A 17898-nucleotide genomic window follows, 5' to 3' on the forward strand; every position below is an offset into this window, starting at 1 on the left:
CCCCCACACCCACTCCGCCCCCGCCCCTCCCCCTCCACCACCTGCGCCGCTCGGTACTGGCGGAGGCTGCCGTGGCCGCGGTGGTCCTGGCCCTGACGACGCTCCTGACCAGTACCGTCCCCGGCCGCACGGCGACGGAGGCGGCGCAGTCCACCACAGCGGACGCGGGCATCCCGACGGCATCGGTGACGACGATCCCCTTCGACGTCGGCACCCCGGGCGGCCACGGCAAGGTCCAGATCACCCTGGACCCCGGCCGGGTCGGCACCTGCTCCGTCCAGGCGGTCGTCTACGGCCCCGACGGCGGCCTGTCCACCGTCCCCGAACTCCGCATCACCCTCACCCTCCCCGACCGACGCATCGGCCCCCTGGACACCAAGGTCACCGACCGCGGCGGCTACTGGGCAGCCGACTCCTTCACCCTCCCCCTCCCGGGCACCTGGACGATGAGGGCGACGGTGCGCGTCTCGGACGTGGACCAGGTGACGGTGTCGGCACCGGTGCGGGTGACGCGGTAGCCAGGAGCCCTCCCGACAGGGCTCGTCCGCCCGGAGCTGCCGGTCCCTGCCGGTCCTGCCGGAGCCCGTCAGGGCGGGCGGCCGCACCCCCGTCCCCGAGCCGACCGAGCCCGCCCGGGAACCCCCTCAGCAGCCCGTCATGTCCCGACGTCCCGCGCCCGGGATATTCAGCCCCTCGTCTCCGGGCGGCACCGGAACATGCCGTCGATCTTCCGTGCCGGAACGATCCCGCAGGACCGCCGGGCACACTCGGTGAGTGCGGCGACCATCACATCCCGGTCGAACCGAGGCCACCGGCCCCCGTCCCGGGGACATCGGATCCGGAAACGCGAAAGGCCCCGACCGGCGAACCGGTCGGGGCCTTCAACTGCCCTGTCGGGCTGAGGCGGAGGATACGAGATTCGAACTCGTGAGGGGTTGCCCCCAACACGCTTTCCAAGCGTGCGCCCTAGGCCTCTAGGCGAATCCTCCGCCGGAAACATTACATGACCGAGGGGAGTGCTCGCGAACCCGTTCTCGCAGGCCCGGATCGGGAGTGACCCCGGCCGGTGATCGGGTACTGAACGCGGTCCGCGATCGGGTACTGTGGGGCGCAGCCCCTCACGTGGCGCTATCTGACTGAACTCCCCCAGGGCCGGAAGGCAGCAAGGGTAGGTCGGCTCTGGCGGGTGCGTGGGGGGCCCTTGTTTTCCCGGGTTGTCAGTGGGCGCCTATAACCTCGTATGCGTGTCGTCCCTCGCGCTGTACCGCCGCTATCGCCCGGAGACCTTTGCCGAGGTCATCGGGCAGGAGCATGTCACCGACCCGTTGCAGCAGGCGCTGCGGAACAACCGGGTCAATCACGCGTACCTGTTCAGCGGGCCGCGCGGTTGTGGCAAGACGACCAGCGCGCGCATCCTCGCCCGCTGCCTGAACTGCGAGCAGGGGCCCACCCCCACCCCGTGCGGTGAGTGCCAGTCGTGCCGGGACCTCGCGCGCAACGGCCCGGGGTCCATCGACGTCATCGAGATCGACGCCGCGTCCCACGGCGGTGTGGACGACGCCCGTGAGCTGCGTGAAAAGGCCTTCTTCGGGCCCGCGAGCAGCCGGTACAAGATCTACATCATCGACGAGGCCCACATGGTCACGTCGGCGGGCTTCAACGCGCTGCTGAAGGTCGTCGAGGAGCCGCCGGAGCACCTCAAGTTCATCTTCGCCACGACCGAGCCCGAGAAGGTCATCGGGACGATCCGGTCGCGTACGCACCACTACCCCTTCCGGCTCGTGCCGCCCGGCACGCTGCGGGACTACCTCGGCGAGGTGTGCGGGCGGGAGGACATCCCGGTCGAGGAGGGCGTGCTGCCGCTGGTCGTGCGCGCCGGCGCCGGGTCCGTGCGTGACTCCATGTCCGTCATGGACCAGCTCCTCGCCGGTGCGGGAGAGCAGGGTGTGACATATGCCATGGCCACCTCCCTCCTCGGCTACACCGACGGCTCGCTGCTCGACTCCGTCGTCGAGGCCTTCGCCACGGGGGACGGGGCCGCGGCCTTCGAGGTCGTCGACCGCGTCATCGAGGGCGGCAACGACCCGCGCCGCTTCGTCGCGGACCTGCTGGAGCGGCTGCGGGACCTCGTGATCCTCGCCGCCGTTCCGGACGCGGTGGACAAGGGGCTCTTCGACGCCCCGGCCGACGTCCTGGAGCGGATGCAGGCCCAGGCCTCCACGTTCGGCGCCGCCGAGCTGAGCCGCGCCGCCGACCTGGTCAACGAAGGCCTGACCGAGATGCGCGGAGCCACCTCGCCCCGCCTCCAGCTGGAGCTGATCTGCGCGCGCGTGCTGCTCCCCGCCGCCTACGGCGACGAGCGCTCGGTGATGGCCCGCCTCGACCGCCTCGAACGCGGCGTCAACTTCTCGGGCGGTGCCGGCGCGCCCGCCATGGGGTACGTCCCCGGCCCCGAGGCCCACGGCCAGGGCGGCGGTGCGCCGGTCGCGCCGGGCGGCGGTCCCGCCGCGGCCCGTGCCGCCGTCCGCGCGCCGGGGGCCCCGGCAGCACCGGCCGCCCCCGCCCCGGCCGCATCCCGCCCCGCGGCGTCCCAGCCCGCCTCGCAGGCCCCGGCGTCCCCGCAGTCCGGCCCCGCGGCCGCTCCGGCGGCGCCCGCCCCCGCCTCCGCCCCCGCACCGACCCCCGAGCCCGCCGTCGCCCAGGCTCCGGCGCAGCCCCCGGCCTCCTCCGCACCTGCCGCCGGCGCCTGGCCCACGGCCGCCCCGGCCGGTGGCGGCCGGCGCCCCGGTGGCTGGCCCACGGCCGCCCAGGCCGGCGGCCAGGGGCAGCAGGCCCAGGCCCCCGGCCGCGCGCCCGCGCAGCCGCAGCACCAGGCAGCCCCGGCGCCGGCCCCCACGCCGACGGCCACGGCAGCACCGGCACCCCCCGCACCCGCCGCGGCACCGGCCCCCGCCGGCGGCCTGGACCCCCGCGTCCTGTGGCCGAACATCCTGGAGGCCGTCAAGAACCGCCGCCGCTTCACCTGGATCCTGCTCAGCCAGAACGCCCAGGTGGTCGGCTTCGACGGCACGACGCTCCAGCTCGGCTTCGTCAACGCGGGCGCGCGGGACAACTTCTCCGGCAGCGGCAGCGAGGACGTGCTGCGGCAGGCGCTGGCCGAGCAGTTCAACGTGCAGTGGAAGATCGACGCGGTCGTCGACCCCTCCGGCGGCTCCGCGTCCCCGGCCCCGGCCGACTTCGGCGGCGGAGGAGGCGGTGGCTACGGCAGTGCCCCCGCCGGAGGTGGCTACGGCGCCCCGGCCGCATCCCGCCCCGCGGCGTCCCAGCCCGCCTCGCAGGCCCCCGCGTCCCCGCAGTCGGGCCCCGTGGCCGCTCCGGTGGCGCCCGCCCCCGCCTCGCGGCCCACGCCCGCCCCCGAGCCGCCCCCCGTCGCACCCGAGGACGACATCCCGGAGGACGACGACCCCGACCTGGACGAGTCGGCCCTCTCCGGCCACGACCTGATCGTGCGGGAGCTGGGGGCGACGGTGGTGGAGGAGTTCTCGAACGAGTAGGCGGCCGGCCGGCTCACGTGCGTACCTCGCTCACCCCTTCCGGGCCTCTTTGGAGGAAACTCCAGCAAACCCGGCCCCCGGCCTTCGGCAACCTTGCCATTAGGCTGACCCCCGTGAAGGTCCTCGTCATCGGCAGCGGCGCCCGCGAACACGCCCTGTGCCACTCCCTGTCCCTCGACCCCGACGTCACCGCGCTGCACTGCGCCCCCGGCAACGCCGGCATCGCCGAGGTCGCCCAGCTGCACCCGGTCGACGCGCTCGACGGTGCGGCGGTGGCCGAACTGGCCGTGGGCCTCGGCGCCGAGCTGGTCGTCGTCGGCCCGGAGGCCCCGCTGGTCGCCGGGGTCGCCGACGCCGTCCGGGAGGCGGGCATCCCCGTCTTCGGCCCTTCGAAGGAGGCCGCTCAGCTGGAGGGCTCCAAGGCCTTCGCCAAGGACGTCATGGCGGCGGCCGGGGTGCCGACCGCCCGCTCCTACGTCTGCACGACCGCCGAGGAGGTCACCGAGGCCCTCGACGCCTTCGGCGCCCCCTACGTCGTCAAGGACGACGGCCTGGCCGCCGGCAAGGGCGTCGTCGTCACCGAGGACGTCGAGCAGGCGACGGCGCACGCCGCAGGCTGCGAGAGGGTCGTCATCGAGGAGTTCCTCGACGGCCCCGAGGTCTCCCTCTTCGCGATCACCGACGGCGAGACCGTCGTACCGCTCCAGCCCGCCCAGGACTTCAAGCGCGCGCTCGACGGCGACGAGGGCCCCAACACCGGTGGCATGGGCGCGTATTCGCCACTTCCGTGGGCTGATCCGAAGCTGGTCGAGGAGGTGTTGGAGACGGTCCTGCAGCCGACCGTGGACGAACTGCGCCGCCGCGGCACGCCGTTCTCCGGTCTGCTCTACGCCGGACTCGCGATCACGAGCCGGGGCGTGCGGGTCATCGAGTTCAACGCCCGTTTCGGCGACCCGGAGACCCAGGTCGTGCTGGCCCGGCTGAAGACGCCGCTGGCCGGTGTCCTGCTCGCCGCCGCGAACGGCACGCTCGCCGATCTGGCGCCGCTGCGCTGGAGCGAGGACGCCGCCGTGACCGTCGTCGTCGCCTCGCACAACTACCCGGGCACGCCCCGCACCGGCGACCCGATCACCGGCCTCGCCGAGGTGGCCGCCGAGGACGCCCCGCACGCGTACGTGCTCCACGCCGGGACCAGGCGGGACGGCGACGCCGTCGTGAGCGCGGGCGGGCGCGTGCTGTCCGTCACGGCCGTCGGCGGCGACCTGTCCGAGGCGCGCGAGCGGGCGTACCGGGCGGTGGACCGGATCGGGCTGGACGGCTCCCAGCACCGCACCGACATCGCCGCGAAGGCGGCGCGGGAGGCTGCGGCGGCCCGCGCCTGACCTGGTCGGCCGTCCGCCCTGTTCTCCCGCAGGACCGCACCCGGGCCCCGGATCCACGATCCGGGGCCTGATCTTTGCTGTCTGTCACCCACCTCTGACCAAAGCCATTCCATCGAGTGAGCAATCGTCTATACGGCTGACGGGGGCCGGGGCCCCAACTAGGGTGCCGCGCAAGCGTTCCGGCACTTGGCCCACCGGCATTGCGATGTCAGTGGTGGGTGCCACAGTGGGGGAGTGAGCACCACCAGGCAAGCACGGCAACGGCAGCGAGGGGGTGAGGTCGGCACGTGAGCGGAATCGGTGTGGAAGTGGGCGCGCAGGCCGCGCGTTCCCGGGCCCTGGCCGTTCTCCGGGTCCGGGGCCGGGCGCTGGCCGCGGCCCTGGTGCCGGCAGGCGCCGCGGTGATCCTGCTGACCGGCGGCTCCACGGGCCATCTGGTCGGCCCGGGCTGGGACGCGGCCCGGATGGCGGTGAGCGCACTCGCCCTGCTGGTGCTGGTGGCCGCCGCCGGCATCGCCCTGGTCGTGGCCCGCGCCCGCCCCGCCATGACGCCCACGGTGGCGATCCCGGAGGAGTCCGCCCCGGATCTGTACCGGCTGGTGCGCGACCTCGCCGACCGGCTTGACGTGCCGGCGCCCTCGGCCGTCGCGCTCACCCCGGACTGCGACAGCTGGCTGGAGGACCGTACGCACACGGCGCACGGCCCACCGGCCCGCTCCGCGCCCGACGAGATAACGGGACCCCCCGGCTCCCCGCCCCAGCGCCGTACGCCGGTCGCACCGGTCCTCGTGATCGGCTCCCCGTTCCTGTGGTGGATGCGCGTCGGCGAGCTGCGCGCGGTCCTCGCCCCGGTCGTCGCCGGTACGGGTCCTTCGGCGCACCCCGACATAGCGGCCGCCCGCCGCTTCGTACGCGGGCTGGACGCGGCGCTCGCGGTCGCCTCGGCGCCCGGCCGCGGCCCGCTGGCCCGGCCGGCGTGCGCGGCGCTCGGCTGGGTGGCCCGGCTGCTGCTGAGCGGCTGCCGGGAGCACGCGACGCAGATGGAGCGCGGGGTCGCGGCAGCCGCGGCCGAGCGCGCCCAGGCGGTCGACTACGGCCTCAGGATCGTCGCCCAGGAGCAGGTCGGCCTCGCCTACGCGGGCTGGGACCGGCTGCTGACCCGGGTCGCGCTGCCCGCCTGGCGCATGGGCCGCTGGCCCGCCAGGCTGGACGCGGGCGTGGTCGCGGCGCTCACCGAGCTGTCCCGGCGCGACCGGCTGGCCGAGGGCTTCGCCTCCCGGCTCGGCGAGCGCCCCGCCTGCGACCTGCTGGAGGAGCCGGGCACGGTGGACGAGGCCACCTCGCTGCTCGCCGCCCGCCTCTTCCACGGCGGCCCCGCCGAGCCCGGCCCCGACTGGGCACCGGTGGACTGGCACGCGTATCCGGAGGAGGTCGTGGACCGCACCTGGCGCGCCGAGGCGGCCCGGCTGCACCGCGTCCTGGACTCGCTCGGCGTGCGCCCCTCGGCCGGCCCCACGGGTCCCGGCGGCCCGACCCTGGCCCGGGTGCTGGACCACCTCACCGAGCCCGCCGACGCGCTGCCGCACCGGGCCGCCCCCTGCGCGGCCGGCGAGCCCCCGGAGGCTGACGACGCCGAGGACGCCGAGGCCGGTACGGAGCGCAGCGCCGCCCTCGCCGCCCGGCTGAGCGCCGAGCTGGCCAGGGAGGAGGCCGTCACGCCGAGCGGGGCGAGCCCCGCGGGCGGCAGCCCGGAGAGCGCGCTGTGGGACGACGGCGCGCTCCCGCTCTTCCCGCTCCAGCCCCCGCGCAGCGGCCGCGACCTCCTCGCCGACCACGTCACGGCGATGGTGTGCTGCGCGGCCGTCGACAACGCCGGCGCGGCCCCGGCCCTGGACTGGCTGGACGGCCCCTCCCTGCTGCTGGACGGCGAGCGGGCTTCCGACCTGACGCCCAAGGTGCTCAGCCTCATCGAGGAGGGGGACCCGGGCCCGCTGCGCGACTGGCTGGCCGCGACCGGAATACGTCCGGAAAAGCCTGTACGGCTCGTCTGACGGATCTCGTTCCACGGGCGTCCAATGGGAGCCCTGACTTCCACTTCAGGTCAATTCGCGACGACCGGTGACCGAGCGCGTGCGTTATGTGATGTGCTGGGAGCGACCACGCACCTGGCAAAGGCGTGCGACATACGACAGCACGGCCGAGCACCGCGAGCTCCACCGAGCACGACCGAGCACAGCGAGCACCACCGAGACAGGGCCGACACGGGGGACCTGAGGGAGGGGAGCGATCATGGCCTCGGACCACATTCGTCGCTGGGAGTCCGGAGCGCTCGCGCACGCCGTCACGGACCCGTTCGGCCAGGGCCCGGTGCCCTGGCTGCGCGGCAGCGAGACGTACTTCGACGACACCGGTCACGTCGTGCCCTGGTACGTCGACGCCACCACCCAGCAGCACACCACGCGGGCCGCACGCGTCCCCGCGCCGCGCACCTCCCCCGGCGGCCCCCGCTCGGCCGACGACGTGCACCGCCAGATCAAGGGCTTCACCTCCACCGGCGCGGTCGCGCCCGGCGAGGCGATCGACTTCCGCATCACGGTCGACCCGCCCCAGGAGTTCAGCGTCGACATCTACCGGATCGGCCACTACGGCGGTGACGGCGCAGCCAAGATCACCACCAGTCCGCGGCTGTCCGGCATCGTCCAGCCCGCCCCGCTGACCGCCGACCGCACGGTCTCCTGCCACCACTGGTGGCTCTCCTGGCGCCTCCAGGTGCCCGTCCACTGGCACATCGGCGCCTATGTGGCCGTCCTCACCACCGTCGACGGCTACCGCTCCCACGTGCCGTTCACGGTTCGCGACGACCACCCTGCCGACCTGCTCCTGCTGCTCCCCGACATCACCTGGCAGGCGTACAACCTCTACCCGGAGGACGGCCACACCGGCGCGAGCCTCTACCACGCCTGGGACGAGAAGGGCCGCCTCCTCGGCGAGGCCGACGCGGCGACCACGGTCTCCTTCGACCGCCCCTTCGCGGGTGCCGGCCTTCCGCTCCACGTCGGCCACGCCTACGACTTCATCCGCTGGGCCGAGCGCTACGGCTACGACATCGCCTACGCCGACGCCCGCGATCTGCACGCCGGCCGCGTCGACCCCACCCGCTACCGGGGCCTCGTCTTTCCCGGCCACGACGAGTACTGGTCGGCGCCGATGCGCCGGGCCGTCGAGGACGCCCGGGACCGGGGCACCTCGCTGGTCTTCCTGTCCGCCAACACCATGTACTGGCAGGTCGAGTTGGGCTCGTCCCCGTCCGGCGACGCGGACCGGCTGCTGACCTGCCGCAAGCGCAAGGGCCCCGGAAAACCGCTGCTGTGGCGGGAGATCGACCGGCCCGAGCAGCAGCTCGTCGGCATCCAGTACGCGGGCCGGGTGCCCGAGCCGGCCCCGCTGGTCGTCCGCAACGCCGGGCACTGGCTGTGGGAGGCGACCGGCGCGCACGAGGGCGACGAGATCGACGGCCTGGTCGCGGGCGAGGCCGACCGGTACTTCCCGCGCACCCCGCTGCCCGAGTGCGACGAGCGCATCCTGCTCGCCCACTCCCCGTACACGGACAACGACGGCGCCCTGCGCCACCAGGAGACCTCCCTCTACCGCGCTCCCTCCGGCGCCTGGGTCTTCGCCTCCGGCACCTTCGCCTGGTCCCCGGCCCTGGACCGCCCCGGCCATGTGGACCCTCGCATCCAGCGCGCCACGGCGAACCTCCTGGACCGCATCTGCAAACGCGACTGACCCCCCGAACGCAGTGGACCACCCCATACGGGAGAATCGAGGCACTTGGACAGAACCACGGGGAGGAACCGTGTCCGGATTCGTAGAAAAGCCCGAGCCGATCCAGGTTCCGGGCCTGGTGCACCTGCACACCGGCAAGGTGCGCGAGCTGTACCAGAACGAGGCGGGCGACCTCGTGATGGTCGCCAGTGACCGTATGTCCGCCTACGACTGGGTGCTGCCCACGGAGATCCCCGACAAGGGCCGCGTCCTCACCCAGCTCTCCCTGTGGTGGTTCGACCAGCTCCGGGACCTCGCCCCGCACCACGTCCTCAGCACCGAGCTGCCCGCGGGCGCCCCGGCCGACTGGGCGGGCCGCACGCTGGTCTGCAAGCGGCTGAAGATGGTCCCGGTCGAGTGCGTGGCCCGCGGCTACCTCACCGGCTCGGGTCTGCTGGAGTACAACGAGTCCCGGACGGTCTGCGGCCTCGCCCTGCCCGAAGGCCTCGTCGACGGCTCCGAGCTGCCCGCCCCGATCTTCACCCCGGCCGCCAAGGCCGAGGTCGGCGAGCACGACGAGAACGTGTCCTACGAGGAGGTCGCCCGCCAGGTCGGCGCCGAGACCGCCGCGCAGCTGCGCCAGGCCACCCTCGCCGTGTACTCCCGCGCCCGGGACGTCGCCCGCGACCGCGGGATCATCCTGGCCGACACCAAGTTCGAGTTCGGCTTCGACGGCGACACCCTGGTCCTGGCCGACGAGGTCCTCACCCCGGACTCCTCCCGCTTCTGGCCGGCCGACACCTGGCAGCCGGGCCGCGCCCAGCCGTCGTACGACAAGCAGTTCGTGCGCGACTGGCTGACCTCGGCGGAGTCGGGCTGGGACCGCACGAGCGAGCAGCCTCCGCCCCCGCTGCCGGCCGAGGTCGTCGAGCGGACCCGGCAGAAGTACGTGGAGGCCTACGAGCGCCTGACGGGTCACACCTGGTCGTAACGCGAAAGGCCCCCGGAGAACCGGGGGCCTTTTCGATGGAGCGGACGACGAGGCTCGAACTCGCGACCTCAACCTTGGCAAGGTTGCGCTCTACCAACTGAGCTACGTCCGCAGTGCGCCGTGGCGCGAGAGCAACTATACCCAACCTCGCTCGCGTGCGAGGCGCACTGCGGTATGGCGGTTCTCGGCGCCGAGCTTGGTGGCGGCGGAGGAGAGATAGTTCCGCACGGTCCCGGGGGACAGCGCGGCCCGCTCGGCGATCTCCGTGACCGGCGCCCCGTCGGCCGCCAGCTCCAGCACCTCGGCCTCCCGCGCGGTCAGCGGGGAGTCCCCGGCGGTGATCGCGTCGGCGGCCAACTCCGGGTCCACGTAGCGGTTTCCGGCGTGCACGGTGCGGATGATCTCGGCGAGCCGCTGGGCGCTGACGGTCTTGGGGACGAACCCCCGCACACCGGCCGCGAGCGCCCGTTTCAGATGGCCGGGCCGGCCGTGGCCGGTGACGATCAGCACCTGGCAGTCCGGCAGTTCGGCGCGCAGGGATGTGGCGACCCTCACACCGTCGGCGCCCGGCATCTGGAGATCCAGTACGGCCACGTCGGGCGCGTGGGCCCGGGCCATGGCGAGGGCCTCGGGTCCGGTCGCGGCCTCCGCGACGACGAGGAGATCGTCCTCCAGCGACAGCAGCGCGGCCAGGGCGCCCCGGATCAGATGCTCGTCGTCGGCGAGCAACAGCCGTACCGGACTGCTCACAACATGACTCCGCTCACTTCTCTCGCCTCCTGTGTCAGCGGCACCTCGGCCGACAGCCGGAACCGGTCGTCGCCGACCCGCCCGGCCCGGAGCGTCCCGCCGACGGCGGCCAGCCGCTCGCGCAGCCCGGCGAGGCCGGAACCCCCACCCCCGTGGGGGGTTCCGGCCGCTCCGTCGTTCTCCACCGTCAGCACCACACGCCCCTCCCGCATCTCCAGCCGCAGGGCGCAGTGGCCCGCGTCGCCGTGCCGCAGCACGTTGGTGGTCGCCTCGCGCACCACCCAGCCGAGCACCGACTGGACCTCGGCGGGCAGCCCCGTGGTCCGGTCGCCGACCTCGCAGTCGATGCCGGCGGCCGTCAACACGCCCTGCGCGCCCACCAGTTCCGCACCGAGGTCGGCCTCGCGGTAGCCGCGGACGACGGCCCGCACCTCGCGCTGCGACTCCTGCGCGATGCGCTGCACCTCGATCATCTGCTCCACCGCCTCCGGCCGTCCGCGCCGGGCCAGTTGCACGGCCAGCTCGCTCTTCAGCGAGATCACGGACAGATTCCGCCCGAGGACGTCGTGCAGATCCCGCCCGAACCGCAACCGCTCCTCGGCGACGGCGAGCCGGGCCTCGGTCTCCCGGGCGCGGTCCGCCTCCCACATCACGGAGAGGGTCCAGGCGCCGCAGCGGCCCGCGAGCAGGGTGAAGAGCGACTGGAAGACGGTCGTCACGGCGGTCGCCACCAGGCCGACGGCGCTGTGGTCGGCCCAGCCGAAGGCGGCGGTGAGCAGGACGGTGAGCAGTGCCGCCCTGAGGAGAAAGGTGCGGACCGGCACGGTGAGTGCGTAGAGCAGCCCGAACGGCATCAGCAGGCCGCCGATCGCCATCCGGACCGGCACCGGCTTGGCCGCGTCCAGCGCGACGAGCGCTACGAGGACCGCGAACCCCAGTCCCAGCAGGACGGCCGGGAAGCGGTGGGTGCCGGGCGGCAGTTCGGTGCGGCCCAGACAGGCGTCGAGCGCGGTCCTCATGAGCGCGTTCGCCGTCGCGCACTGCGCGACCGACACGAGGGCGAGGACGGAGCCGAGGACGACCGCGACGGGCCGGTGGGCGAGCCCGGCGGGCAGCGGCAGGAGCACCCAGCAGCCGGCGATGAACCAGATCGAGCAGTGCCAGGTGATGACGCTGTACAGCTCGACCCGCTCGACCTTGCTCCGCTCCCCCCAGTGCCGCTGCTGCCAGCGTCGTATCCGGCCCGTCATCTGCTCCCCCGTACGTCAGCTCTCTCACCGCCGCGGTTCCCAGCGGAACCACCGGCGTCCAGCAAACACCGCCACGATCGTCCAGGCCAACGCGGTCCCCAGGGCGCCGAGCGCCTCGTACCCGCTCAACTGGCCGGTCCAGCCGCCGCGGACCAGCCGGATCGCGGGAGAAAGCGGGAGGAACTCGCAGACGACGGCGAGCCGGTGGGGCATGACCTCGGTCGGGAACGTGACCCCGGAGCCGAGCATCGTCACGAACATCAGCGGCAGCGCGGTGACCTGCCCGCTCTCCACGGTCCGGGTGAAGGCCGTGGTGAGCGCGGCGAGCGCGGCACTCGTCACGAACCCGGCCACCAGCCCCGGCAGCAGCAGGTACGGCGCCTTGGGCGCGCCGGTGTGCAGCAGCGCGGCGCACGCGACCGACACCACGACCGCCTGGGCGAGCCCGATGCCGACGGCGGGCAGCGCGGTGCCGGTGAGGATCTCGGCGTCGGAGAGTTCGCCGGTGCGCAGCCGCTTGAGGACGAGTTCCTCGCGGCGGGCGACGTAGGCGTTGACCAGCGAGGTGTAGACGGCGAAGAGGAAGGAGAAGCCGATCGCGGCCGTCAGCATGGTCGTGCCGAGGGTCAGGCCGTGCTTCTTCATGTCGACGTGGTCGAGCGCCGGCCGCACGCTGAACGGCAGCAGCAGCGGTACACACAGCGCCGTGAACACGACACCCCGGTTGCGGCCGAGCAGCGTCAGCTCCGCCCGCCCCAGCGCCCGCAGCCGCCGTACGGCCGTCGTCGGGGACGCCCCGCGTGCCCGTGTGCCCGCGGCTTCGAACGTGCTCATGCCGCCACCCCCTGTGCCGGTGCCGGCGCCTGTTCTCGTGTCTGCTCGCGCGCGATCCCGAGGAACGCCTCCTCCAGCGAGGCGGAGCGCACGTCCAGGGCGCGCAGTTCGACCCCGGCCCGCTCGGCCCAGGTCAGCACCCGGGTCGCCGTCAGCTGGAGTCCGTTCGTCCGCAGCCGTACGACCCTGCCCTCCACCTCATGGCCGCTGACGCCGAGTTCGGCCAGCGGCGGCAGGTCGCCGAGGAAGTAGCCCGGGGGCAGTTCGAAGGACATCCGGGAGGGCCGGCCGGCGGTCACCTCGGCCGGGGTCCCGGAGACGGCGATCCGGCCCTCGTGCAGGATGGCGAGCCGGTCGGCGAGGCCCTCGGCCTCCTCCAGGTAGTGCGTGGTGAGGAGCACGGTCGTGCCCGCGTCGCGCAGCGCGCGCACCAACTCCCAGGTGTCCCGGCGCCCTTCCGCGTCGAGCCCGGTCGTCGGCTCGTCGAGGAAGAGCACCTCGGGGTCGTTGAGCAGCGCCAGCGCGAGGTCCAGCCGCCTGCGCTCACCGCCGGAGAGCTGCTTGACCCGCACGTCGTGCTTGCCGGTGAGCCCGACCAGCGCCAGCACCTCGGCCTCCGGCCGGGCCCCGCTGGTGCACCCGGCCCACATGCGGGCGGTCTCGGCGACGGTCAGCTCGGCCGGGAAGCCGCCCTCCTGGAGCATCACCCCGGTGCGCGGCCGTACGGCGGCGCGTTCGCGGTACGGATCGTGCCCGAGGATCCGGATCCGGCCCTCGGCGGGTGCGGCCAGCCCCTCCAGCAGTTCGACCGTCGAGGTCTTGCCCGCGCCGTTGGTGCCCAGCAGGGCGAAGATCTCCCCGCGTGCGACGGAGAAGGAGATTCCGCGTACTGCCTCGAACCCGCCCCCGTAGACGCGTTTGAGATCGGTGACCTCAATCACGTGTTCGTGTTCGTCGTAGTCCATGGGGCCAGCGTCCCGGCGCCCCGGGTCGTTCGGCAGTGCGCGGTGTCATCACCCCGCATGACAAATGTCAGAAGACCGATCGACGGGCAACGAAAAGACCCCGGTCCAGAAGGACCGGGGTCTCATTCCCGAGCGGACGACGAGGCTCGAACTCGCGACCTCAACCTTGGCAAGGTTGCGCTCTACCAACTGAGCTACGTCCGCACTGCCTCCGATCGGCTCCCACCGATCGGTGCGAGCACCAGCCTACCTGATCCACAAGAGTGGTCGTGACCGGTGCCAGAGCGGGTGACAGGAATCGCACACTGCGCCTTCCCCCTGGAAGGGGGATGTTCTACTACTGAACTACACCCGCAAGATCCTCGGGGTTTCGGTCTTTCGGCCTCGCCCCTCGGCGTGCTCCAGACATTAGCTGATCAACGGGGGGGTTGCGCAAGTCGGCTCCCCAGAGCCCCCACGGCGGCCCGCCGCCACCCAAGTGCACAGCCCCTCAGGGCCCGCTGACGGACCCTGAGGGGCTGCCCCTTCGCGGGCTCACTGGGCGGCGCTGAAGGCCTCGTACACCTTCTTGGGGATGCGTCCGCGGGCCGGTACGTCCATCTTGTTGGCCTGGGCCCAGGCGCGGACGGCCGCCGGGTCGGGGGCGACCTCCGTCTGCTTGTACGCCTTGCCGGACCGTGACCGCTTGCGGCCGGCCTCGACGTAGGGCGCGAGCGCCTTGCGCAGTTTCTTGGCGTTGGATGCGTTGAGGTCGATCTCGTACGACTTGCCGTCGAGTCCGAAGGCGATCGTTTCCGCCGCTTCCGAGCCGTCGATGTCGTCAAAGAGCGTGACCACGACCTTTTGCGCCACGAATATCGGTCCCTTCGTGCGGCACGTCATAACGGCTCAACGCCGATGACATGCCGAGTATCGGCTATTGCCAATTCATTTGTACAGTGCCCGGCAATGCAAAGTGAAGCCCGACTAAATCCGTCTGCGTGTCCCAGTGCAATAGGCGAACCGGGCGGACTGTGGAACTTTCCCAGAACTTTTCGCGACCGCACGGCTTCGACACCCGATCGTGATGCGCCTCACGTACTTTCCTCCAACTCTACTCGCGTAGAAATTTTGTGCGGGTAGTCTGAAGGAACCTGCTCAGCACCACACACCGGGAGTGCCAGTGGCACGCGTCGTCGTCGACGTCATGCTCAAGCCGGAGATCCTCGACCCCCAGGGCCAGGCGGTCCAGCGTGCGCTGCCGCGCCTGGGTTTCGAAGGGATCTCGGACGTACGTCAGGGAAAGCGTTTCGAACTGGAAGTTGACGGGCCGGTCGACGAGGCCGCGCTCGCCCGCATCCACGATCTTGCGGAATCCTTCCTCGCCAACACCGTGATCGAGGACTTCACCGTCAAGGTGGAAGAGGCCGCGGAAGTCGCGGAGGCGGCGAAGTGACCGCTCGTATTGGCGTCGTCACTTTCCCCGGCAGCCTCGACGACCGGGACACCCAGCGCGCGATCCGCCTCGCGGGCGCCGAACCGGTCGCCCTGTGGCACAAGGACAAGGACCTGCACCAGGTCGACGCCGTGGTGCTGCCCGGCGGCTTCTCGTACGGCGACTATCTGCGGGCCGGTGCCATCTCCCGGTTCTCGCCGGTGATGGAGTCCGTCATCGAACAGGCCAAGGCCGGCCTGCCGGTCCTCGGTATCTGCAACGGCTTCCAGGTCCTCACCGAGGCCCACCTCCTTCCGGGCGCGATGCTCGGCAACGACCACCTCCACTTCATCTGCCGCGACCAGAAGCTGCGGGTGGAGAACGCGGAGACCGCCTGGACCAGCGACTACCGCGCGGGCCAGGAGATCCACATCCCGCTGAAGAACATGGACGGCCGGTACGTCGCCGACGAGTACACGCTCGACAAGCTGGAGGCGGAGGGCCGGGTCGTCTTCCGTTACGTCGACTTCAACCCGAACGGCTCGCTGCGGGACATCGCCGGCATCACCAACGAGGCCGGCAATGTCGTGGGCCTGATGCCGCACCCGGAGCACGCCGTCGAGCCGCTCGTCGGCACCGGCCGCACCGACGGCCTCCCCTTCTTCACCTCGATCCTCAAGAAGCTGGTCAACGCATGAGCCGGACGCCTCTGGACACGGTCGAGCACGCGGCCGCGACCCCCGACGTCGAGCTGCCCTGGGCCGAACTCGGCCTGAAGAAGGACGAGTACGAGCGGGTGGTGGAGATCCTCGGCCGCCGCCCGACCGGTGCCGAGCTCGCCATGTACTCGGTCATGTGGTCCGAGCACTGCTCGTACAAGTCCTCCAAGGTCCACCTGCGCCAGTTCGGTGAGAAGGCCCCGCAGTCGGACGCCCTTCTCGTCGGCATCGGCGAGAACGCCGGTGTGGTGGACGTCGGCCAGGGCTACGCGGTCACCTTCAAGGTCGAGTCGCACAACCACCCCTCCTACGTGGAGCCCTACCAGGGCGCGGCCACGGGCGTCGGCGGCATCGTCCGCGACATCATCGCGATGGGCGCCCGCCCGGTCGCGGTCGTGGACCCGCTGCGCTTCGGCGCGGCCGACCACCCCGACACCAAGCGCGTCCTGCCGGGCGTCGTCGCCGGCATCGGCGGCTACGGCAACTGCCTGGGCCTGCCCAACATCGGCGGCGAGGTCGTCTTCGACGCCTGCTACCAGGGCAACCCGCTGGTCAACGCTGGTGCCATCGGCGTGATGCGGCACGAGGACATCCACCTCGCGAAGGCCTCCGGCGCGGGCAACAAGGTCATCCTGTACGGCGCCCGGACCGGCGGCGACGGCATCGGCGGCGCCTCGATCCTGGCCTCGGAGACCTTCGACGACGCCAAGCCTTCGAAGCGTCCCGCCGTCCAGGTCGGCGACCCCTTCCAGGAGAAGCTCCTCATCGAGTGCACCCTGGAGGCCTTCCGCGAGAAGCTGGTCGTCGGCATCCAGGACCTCGGCGCGGCGGGCCTGTCCTGCGCCACGTCCGAGCTGGCCTCCAACGGCTCCGGCGGCATGACCGTCACCCTGGACGACGTACCGCTGCGCGACTCGACGCTCTCGCCCGAGGAGATCCTCATGAGCGAGTCGCAGGAACGCATGTGCGCGGTGGTCGAGCCGGAGAAGGTCGACCGCTTCCTGGAGATCTGCGAGAAGTGGGACGTCATCGCCACCGTCATCGGTGAGGTGACCGACGGCGACCGGCTGGAGATCTTCTGGCACGGCGGCAAGATCGTGGACGTCGACCCGCGCACGGTCGCGCACGACGGCCCGGTCTACGAGCGCCCGTACGCCCGCCCGGACTGGCAGGACGCCCTCCAGGCCGACGACGCGAACAAGCTGCCCCGGCCCGCCACGTCGGACGAGCTGAAGGACCAGGTCCTCAAGCTGGTCGCGTCCCCGAACCAGGCCTCCAAGAAGTGGATCACCCAGCAGTACGACCACTTCGTGCAGGGCAACACCGTGCTGGCCCAGCCCGAGGACTCGGGCATGATCCGCGTCGACGAGGAGAGCGGCCTCGGTGTCGCGATCGCCACGGACGGCAACGGCCGCTACGCCAAGCTCGACCCGTACACGGGCGCGCAGCTGGCGCTGGCCGAGGCGTACCGCAACGTCGCCACCACCGGTGCCAGGCCGCTGGCCGTCTCCGACTGCCTGAACTTCGGCTCGCCCGAGGACCCGGCGGTGATGTGGCAGTTCGCGGAGGCCGTGCGCGGTCTGGCGGACGGCTGCCTGCAGCTCGGCACGCCCGTGACCGGCGGCAACGTCTCGCTCTACAACCAGACGGGCGAGGCGGCCATCCACCCGACCCCGGTCGTCGCCGTCCTCGGCGTGATCGACGACGTGGCCCGCCGCACCCCGGTCGCCTTCCAGGAGGAGGGCCAGCTGATCTACCTCCTCGGCGACACCCGCGAGGAGTTCGGCGGCTCGGCCTGGTCCCAGGTGGTCCACGACCACCTCGGCGGGCTGCCTCCGAAGGTCGACCTGGAGCGTGAGCGGCTGCTGGGCGAAATCCTGATCTCCGCCTCCCGCGACGGCATGATCGACTCCGCGCACGACCTGTCCGACGGCGGTCTGGTCCAGGCCGTGGTCGAGTCCGCGCTGCTGGGCGGCAAGGGCGCGCGGCTGGTCGTGCCCGACGGCCTGGACGCCTTCACCTTCCTGTTCTCCGAGTCGGCCGGCCGCGCCGTCGTCGCCGTACCGCGCTCGGAGGAGGTCCGCTTCAACGACATGTGCGGCGCCCGGGGTCTGCCGGTCACCCGCATCGGTGTCGTGGACGGCGAAGCGGTGGAGATCCAGGGCGAGTTCACGCTCTCGCTGGCGGAGCTGCGGAAGGCCCACGAGGAGACCGTCCAGGCGCTGCTGGCCTAGGCCTCGCAGGCCTCGCGTCGCCCGTCCGGGTCCGGCTCCC

13 protein-coding genes, 4 tRNA genes, 1 other RNA gene and 1 pseudogene are annotated in these 17898 nt (G+C 72.5%); 10 read left to right on the plus strand and 9 right to left on the minus strand.

Annotated elements, in window-relative coordinates; translation table 11 throughout:
• A pseudogene (locus BIV25_RS25525) lies at positions 1-518 on the plus strand (transporter); the annotation flags it as partial.
• A 386-nt stretch (positions 519-904) separates the two neighbouring features.
• On the opposite strand, the gene BIV25_RS25530 reads toward BIV25_RS25525, so the two are convergent.
• Positions 905-989 (minus strand) — tRNA-Ser (locus BIV25_RS25530).
• A 120-nt stretch (positions 990-1109) separates the two neighbouring features.
• Here BIV25_RS25530 and ffs point away from each other — a divergent pair.
• The 6 genes from ffs to BIV25_RS25560 all read left to right on the plus strand — a co-directional run bounded on the left by ffs (position 1110) and on the right by BIV25_RS25560 (position 9692).
• Positions 1110-1206, plus strand: an RNA gene (ffs, locus tag BIV25_RS25535) — signal recognition particle sRNA small type.
• A 38-nt stretch (positions 1207-1244) separates the two neighbouring features.
• Positions 1245-3554 carry a DNA polymerase III subunit gamma and tau gene (locus BIV25_RS25540; RefSeq protein ID WP_071374767.1) on the plus strand — a complete coding sequence of 770 codons (2310 nt, stop codon included), beginning with the start codon at positions 1245-1247 and terminating at the stop codon, positions 3552-3554.
• A 113-nt stretch (positions 3555-3667) separates the two neighbouring features.
• Entirely contained in the window at positions 3668-4936 is a 1269-nt protein-coding gene (purD, locus tag BIV25_RS25545) for a phosphoribosylamine--glycine ligase (RefSeq protein WP_071374768.1), read from the plus strand.
• A gap of 287 nt (positions 4937-5223) precedes the next feature.
• Positions 5224-6987, plus strand: a complete 1764-nt coding sequence (locus tag BIV25_RS25550) for a hypothetical protein (RefSeq protein WP_071374769.1) — start codon at positions 5224-5226, stop codon at positions 6985-6987.
• A gap of 238 nt (positions 6988-7225) precedes the next feature.
• Entirely contained in the window at positions 7226-8722 is a 1497-nt protein-coding gene (locus BIV25_RS25555; protein WP_071374770.1) for a N,N-dimethylformamidase beta subunit family domain-containing protein, read from the plus strand.
• A gap of 70 nt (positions 8723-8792) precedes the next feature.
• Complete coding sequence (locus BIV25_RS25560; RefSeq protein WP_071374771.1) at positions 8793-9692, plus strand: phosphoribosylaminoimidazolesuccinocarboxamide synthase; 900 nt, start codon at positions 8793-8795, stop codon at positions 9690-9692.
• A 36-nt stretch (positions 9693-9728) separates the two neighbouring features.
• Here the strand turns inward: BIV25_RS25560 and BIV25_RS25565 are convergent.
• From BIV25_RS25565 to BIV25_RS25600, 8 genes are all read right to left on the minus strand, one after another.
• A tRNA-Gly gene (locus BIV25_RS25565) sits at positions 9729-9804 on the minus strand.
• A gap of 23 nt (positions 9805-9827) precedes the next feature.
• Entirely contained in the window at positions 9828-10442 is a 615-nt protein-coding gene (locus BIV25_RS25570; RefSeq protein ID WP_071374772.1) for a response regulator transcription factor, read from the minus strand.
• Positions 10439-11692, minus strand: coding sequence for a sensor histidine kinase (locus tag BIV25_RS25575; RefSeq protein ID WP_071374773.1), 1254 nt, complete (start codon positions 11690-11692; stop codon positions 10439-10441). The genes BIV25_RS25570 and BIV25_RS25575 overlap by 4 nt, the downstream gene beginning before the upstream one ends.
• 24 nt (positions 11693-11716) lie before the next feature.
• Positions 11717-12526: an ABC transporter permease gene (locus BIV25_RS25580; protein ID WP_071374774.1), complete on the minus strand. Its 810-nt coding sequence runs from the start codon at positions 12524-12526 to the stop codon at positions 11717-11719.
• Entirely contained in the window at positions 12523-13491 is a 969-nt protein-coding gene (locus tag BIV25_RS25585) for an ABC transporter ATP-binding protein (protein WP_071374775.1), read from the minus strand. Before BIV25_RS25585 ends, BIV25_RS25580 begins: the two co-directional genes overlap by 4 nt.
• Positions 13492-13622: 131 nt before the next feature.
• Positions 13623-13695, minus strand: a tRNA-Gly gene (locus tag BIV25_RS25590).
• 79 nt (positions 13696-13774) lie between these two features.
• Positions 13775-13846 (minus strand) — tRNA-Gly (locus tag BIV25_RS25595).
• Positions 13847-14025: 179 nt separating this feature from the next.
• Positions 14026-14343 (minus strand): Lsr2 family protein, encoded by a 318-nt coding sequence (locus tag BIV25_RS25600; protein ID WP_067056255.1) that lies wholly within the window; start codon positions 14341-14343, stop codon positions 14026-14028.
• 310 nt (positions 14344-14653) lie between these two features.
• On the opposite strand from BIV25_RS25600, the gene purS reads away from it, so the two are divergent.
• From purS to purL, 3 genes are read left to right on the plus strand one after another with little or no spacing between them, the layout of a single operon-like run.
• A complete protein-coding gene (gene purS, locus BIV25_RS25605; RefSeq protein ID WP_067056252.1) occupies positions 14654-14926 on the plus strand; it encodes a phosphoribosylformylglycinamidine synthase subunit PurS in 273 nt (90 codons plus the stop codon).
• Positions 14923-15603 (plus strand): phosphoribosylformylglycinamidine synthase subunit PurQ, encoded by a 681-nt coding sequence (gene purQ / locus BIV25_RS25610; protein WP_071374776.1) that lies wholly within the window; start codon positions 14923-14925, stop codon positions 15601-15603. The genes purS and purQ overlap by 4 nt, the downstream gene beginning before the upstream one ends.
• Positions 15600-17858: a phosphoribosylformylglycinamidine synthase subunit PurL gene (gene purL / locus BIV25_RS25615; RefSeq protein WP_071374777.1), complete on the plus strand. Its 2259-nt coding sequence runs from the start codon at positions 15600-15602 to the stop codon at positions 17856-17858. Before purQ ends, purL begins: the two co-directional genes overlap by 4 nt.
• Positions 17859-17898 lie beyond the last annotated feature (40 nt).

The sequence above is a fragment of the Streptomyces sp. MUSC 14 genome, from assembly GCF_001866675.1.
Classification (GTDB): Bacteria; Actinomycetota; Actinomycetes; order Streptomycetales; family Streptomycetaceae; genus Streptomyces.

Coding starts and splice junctions, on each gene's coding strand:
- BIV25_RS25585 (WP_071374775.1), bottom strand. CDS start 13,491: ATGGACTACGACGAACACGAACACGTGATTGAGGTCACCGATCTCAAA.
- purL (WP_071374777.1), top strand. CDS start 15,600: ATGAGCCGGACGCCTCTGGACACGGTCGAGCACGCGGCCGCGACCCCC.
- BIV25_RS25555 (WP_071374770.1), top strand. CDS start 7,226: ATGGCCTCGGACCACATTCGTCGCTGGGAGTCCGGAGCGCTCGCGCAC.
- BIV25_RS25575 (WP_071374773.1), bottom strand. CDS start 11,692: ATGACGGGCCGGATACGACGCTGGCAGCAGCGGCACTGGGGGGAGCGG.
- BIV25_RS25580 (WP_071374774.1), bottom strand. CDS start 12,526: ATGAGCACGTTCGAAGCCGCGGGCACACGGGCACGCGGGGCGTCCCCG.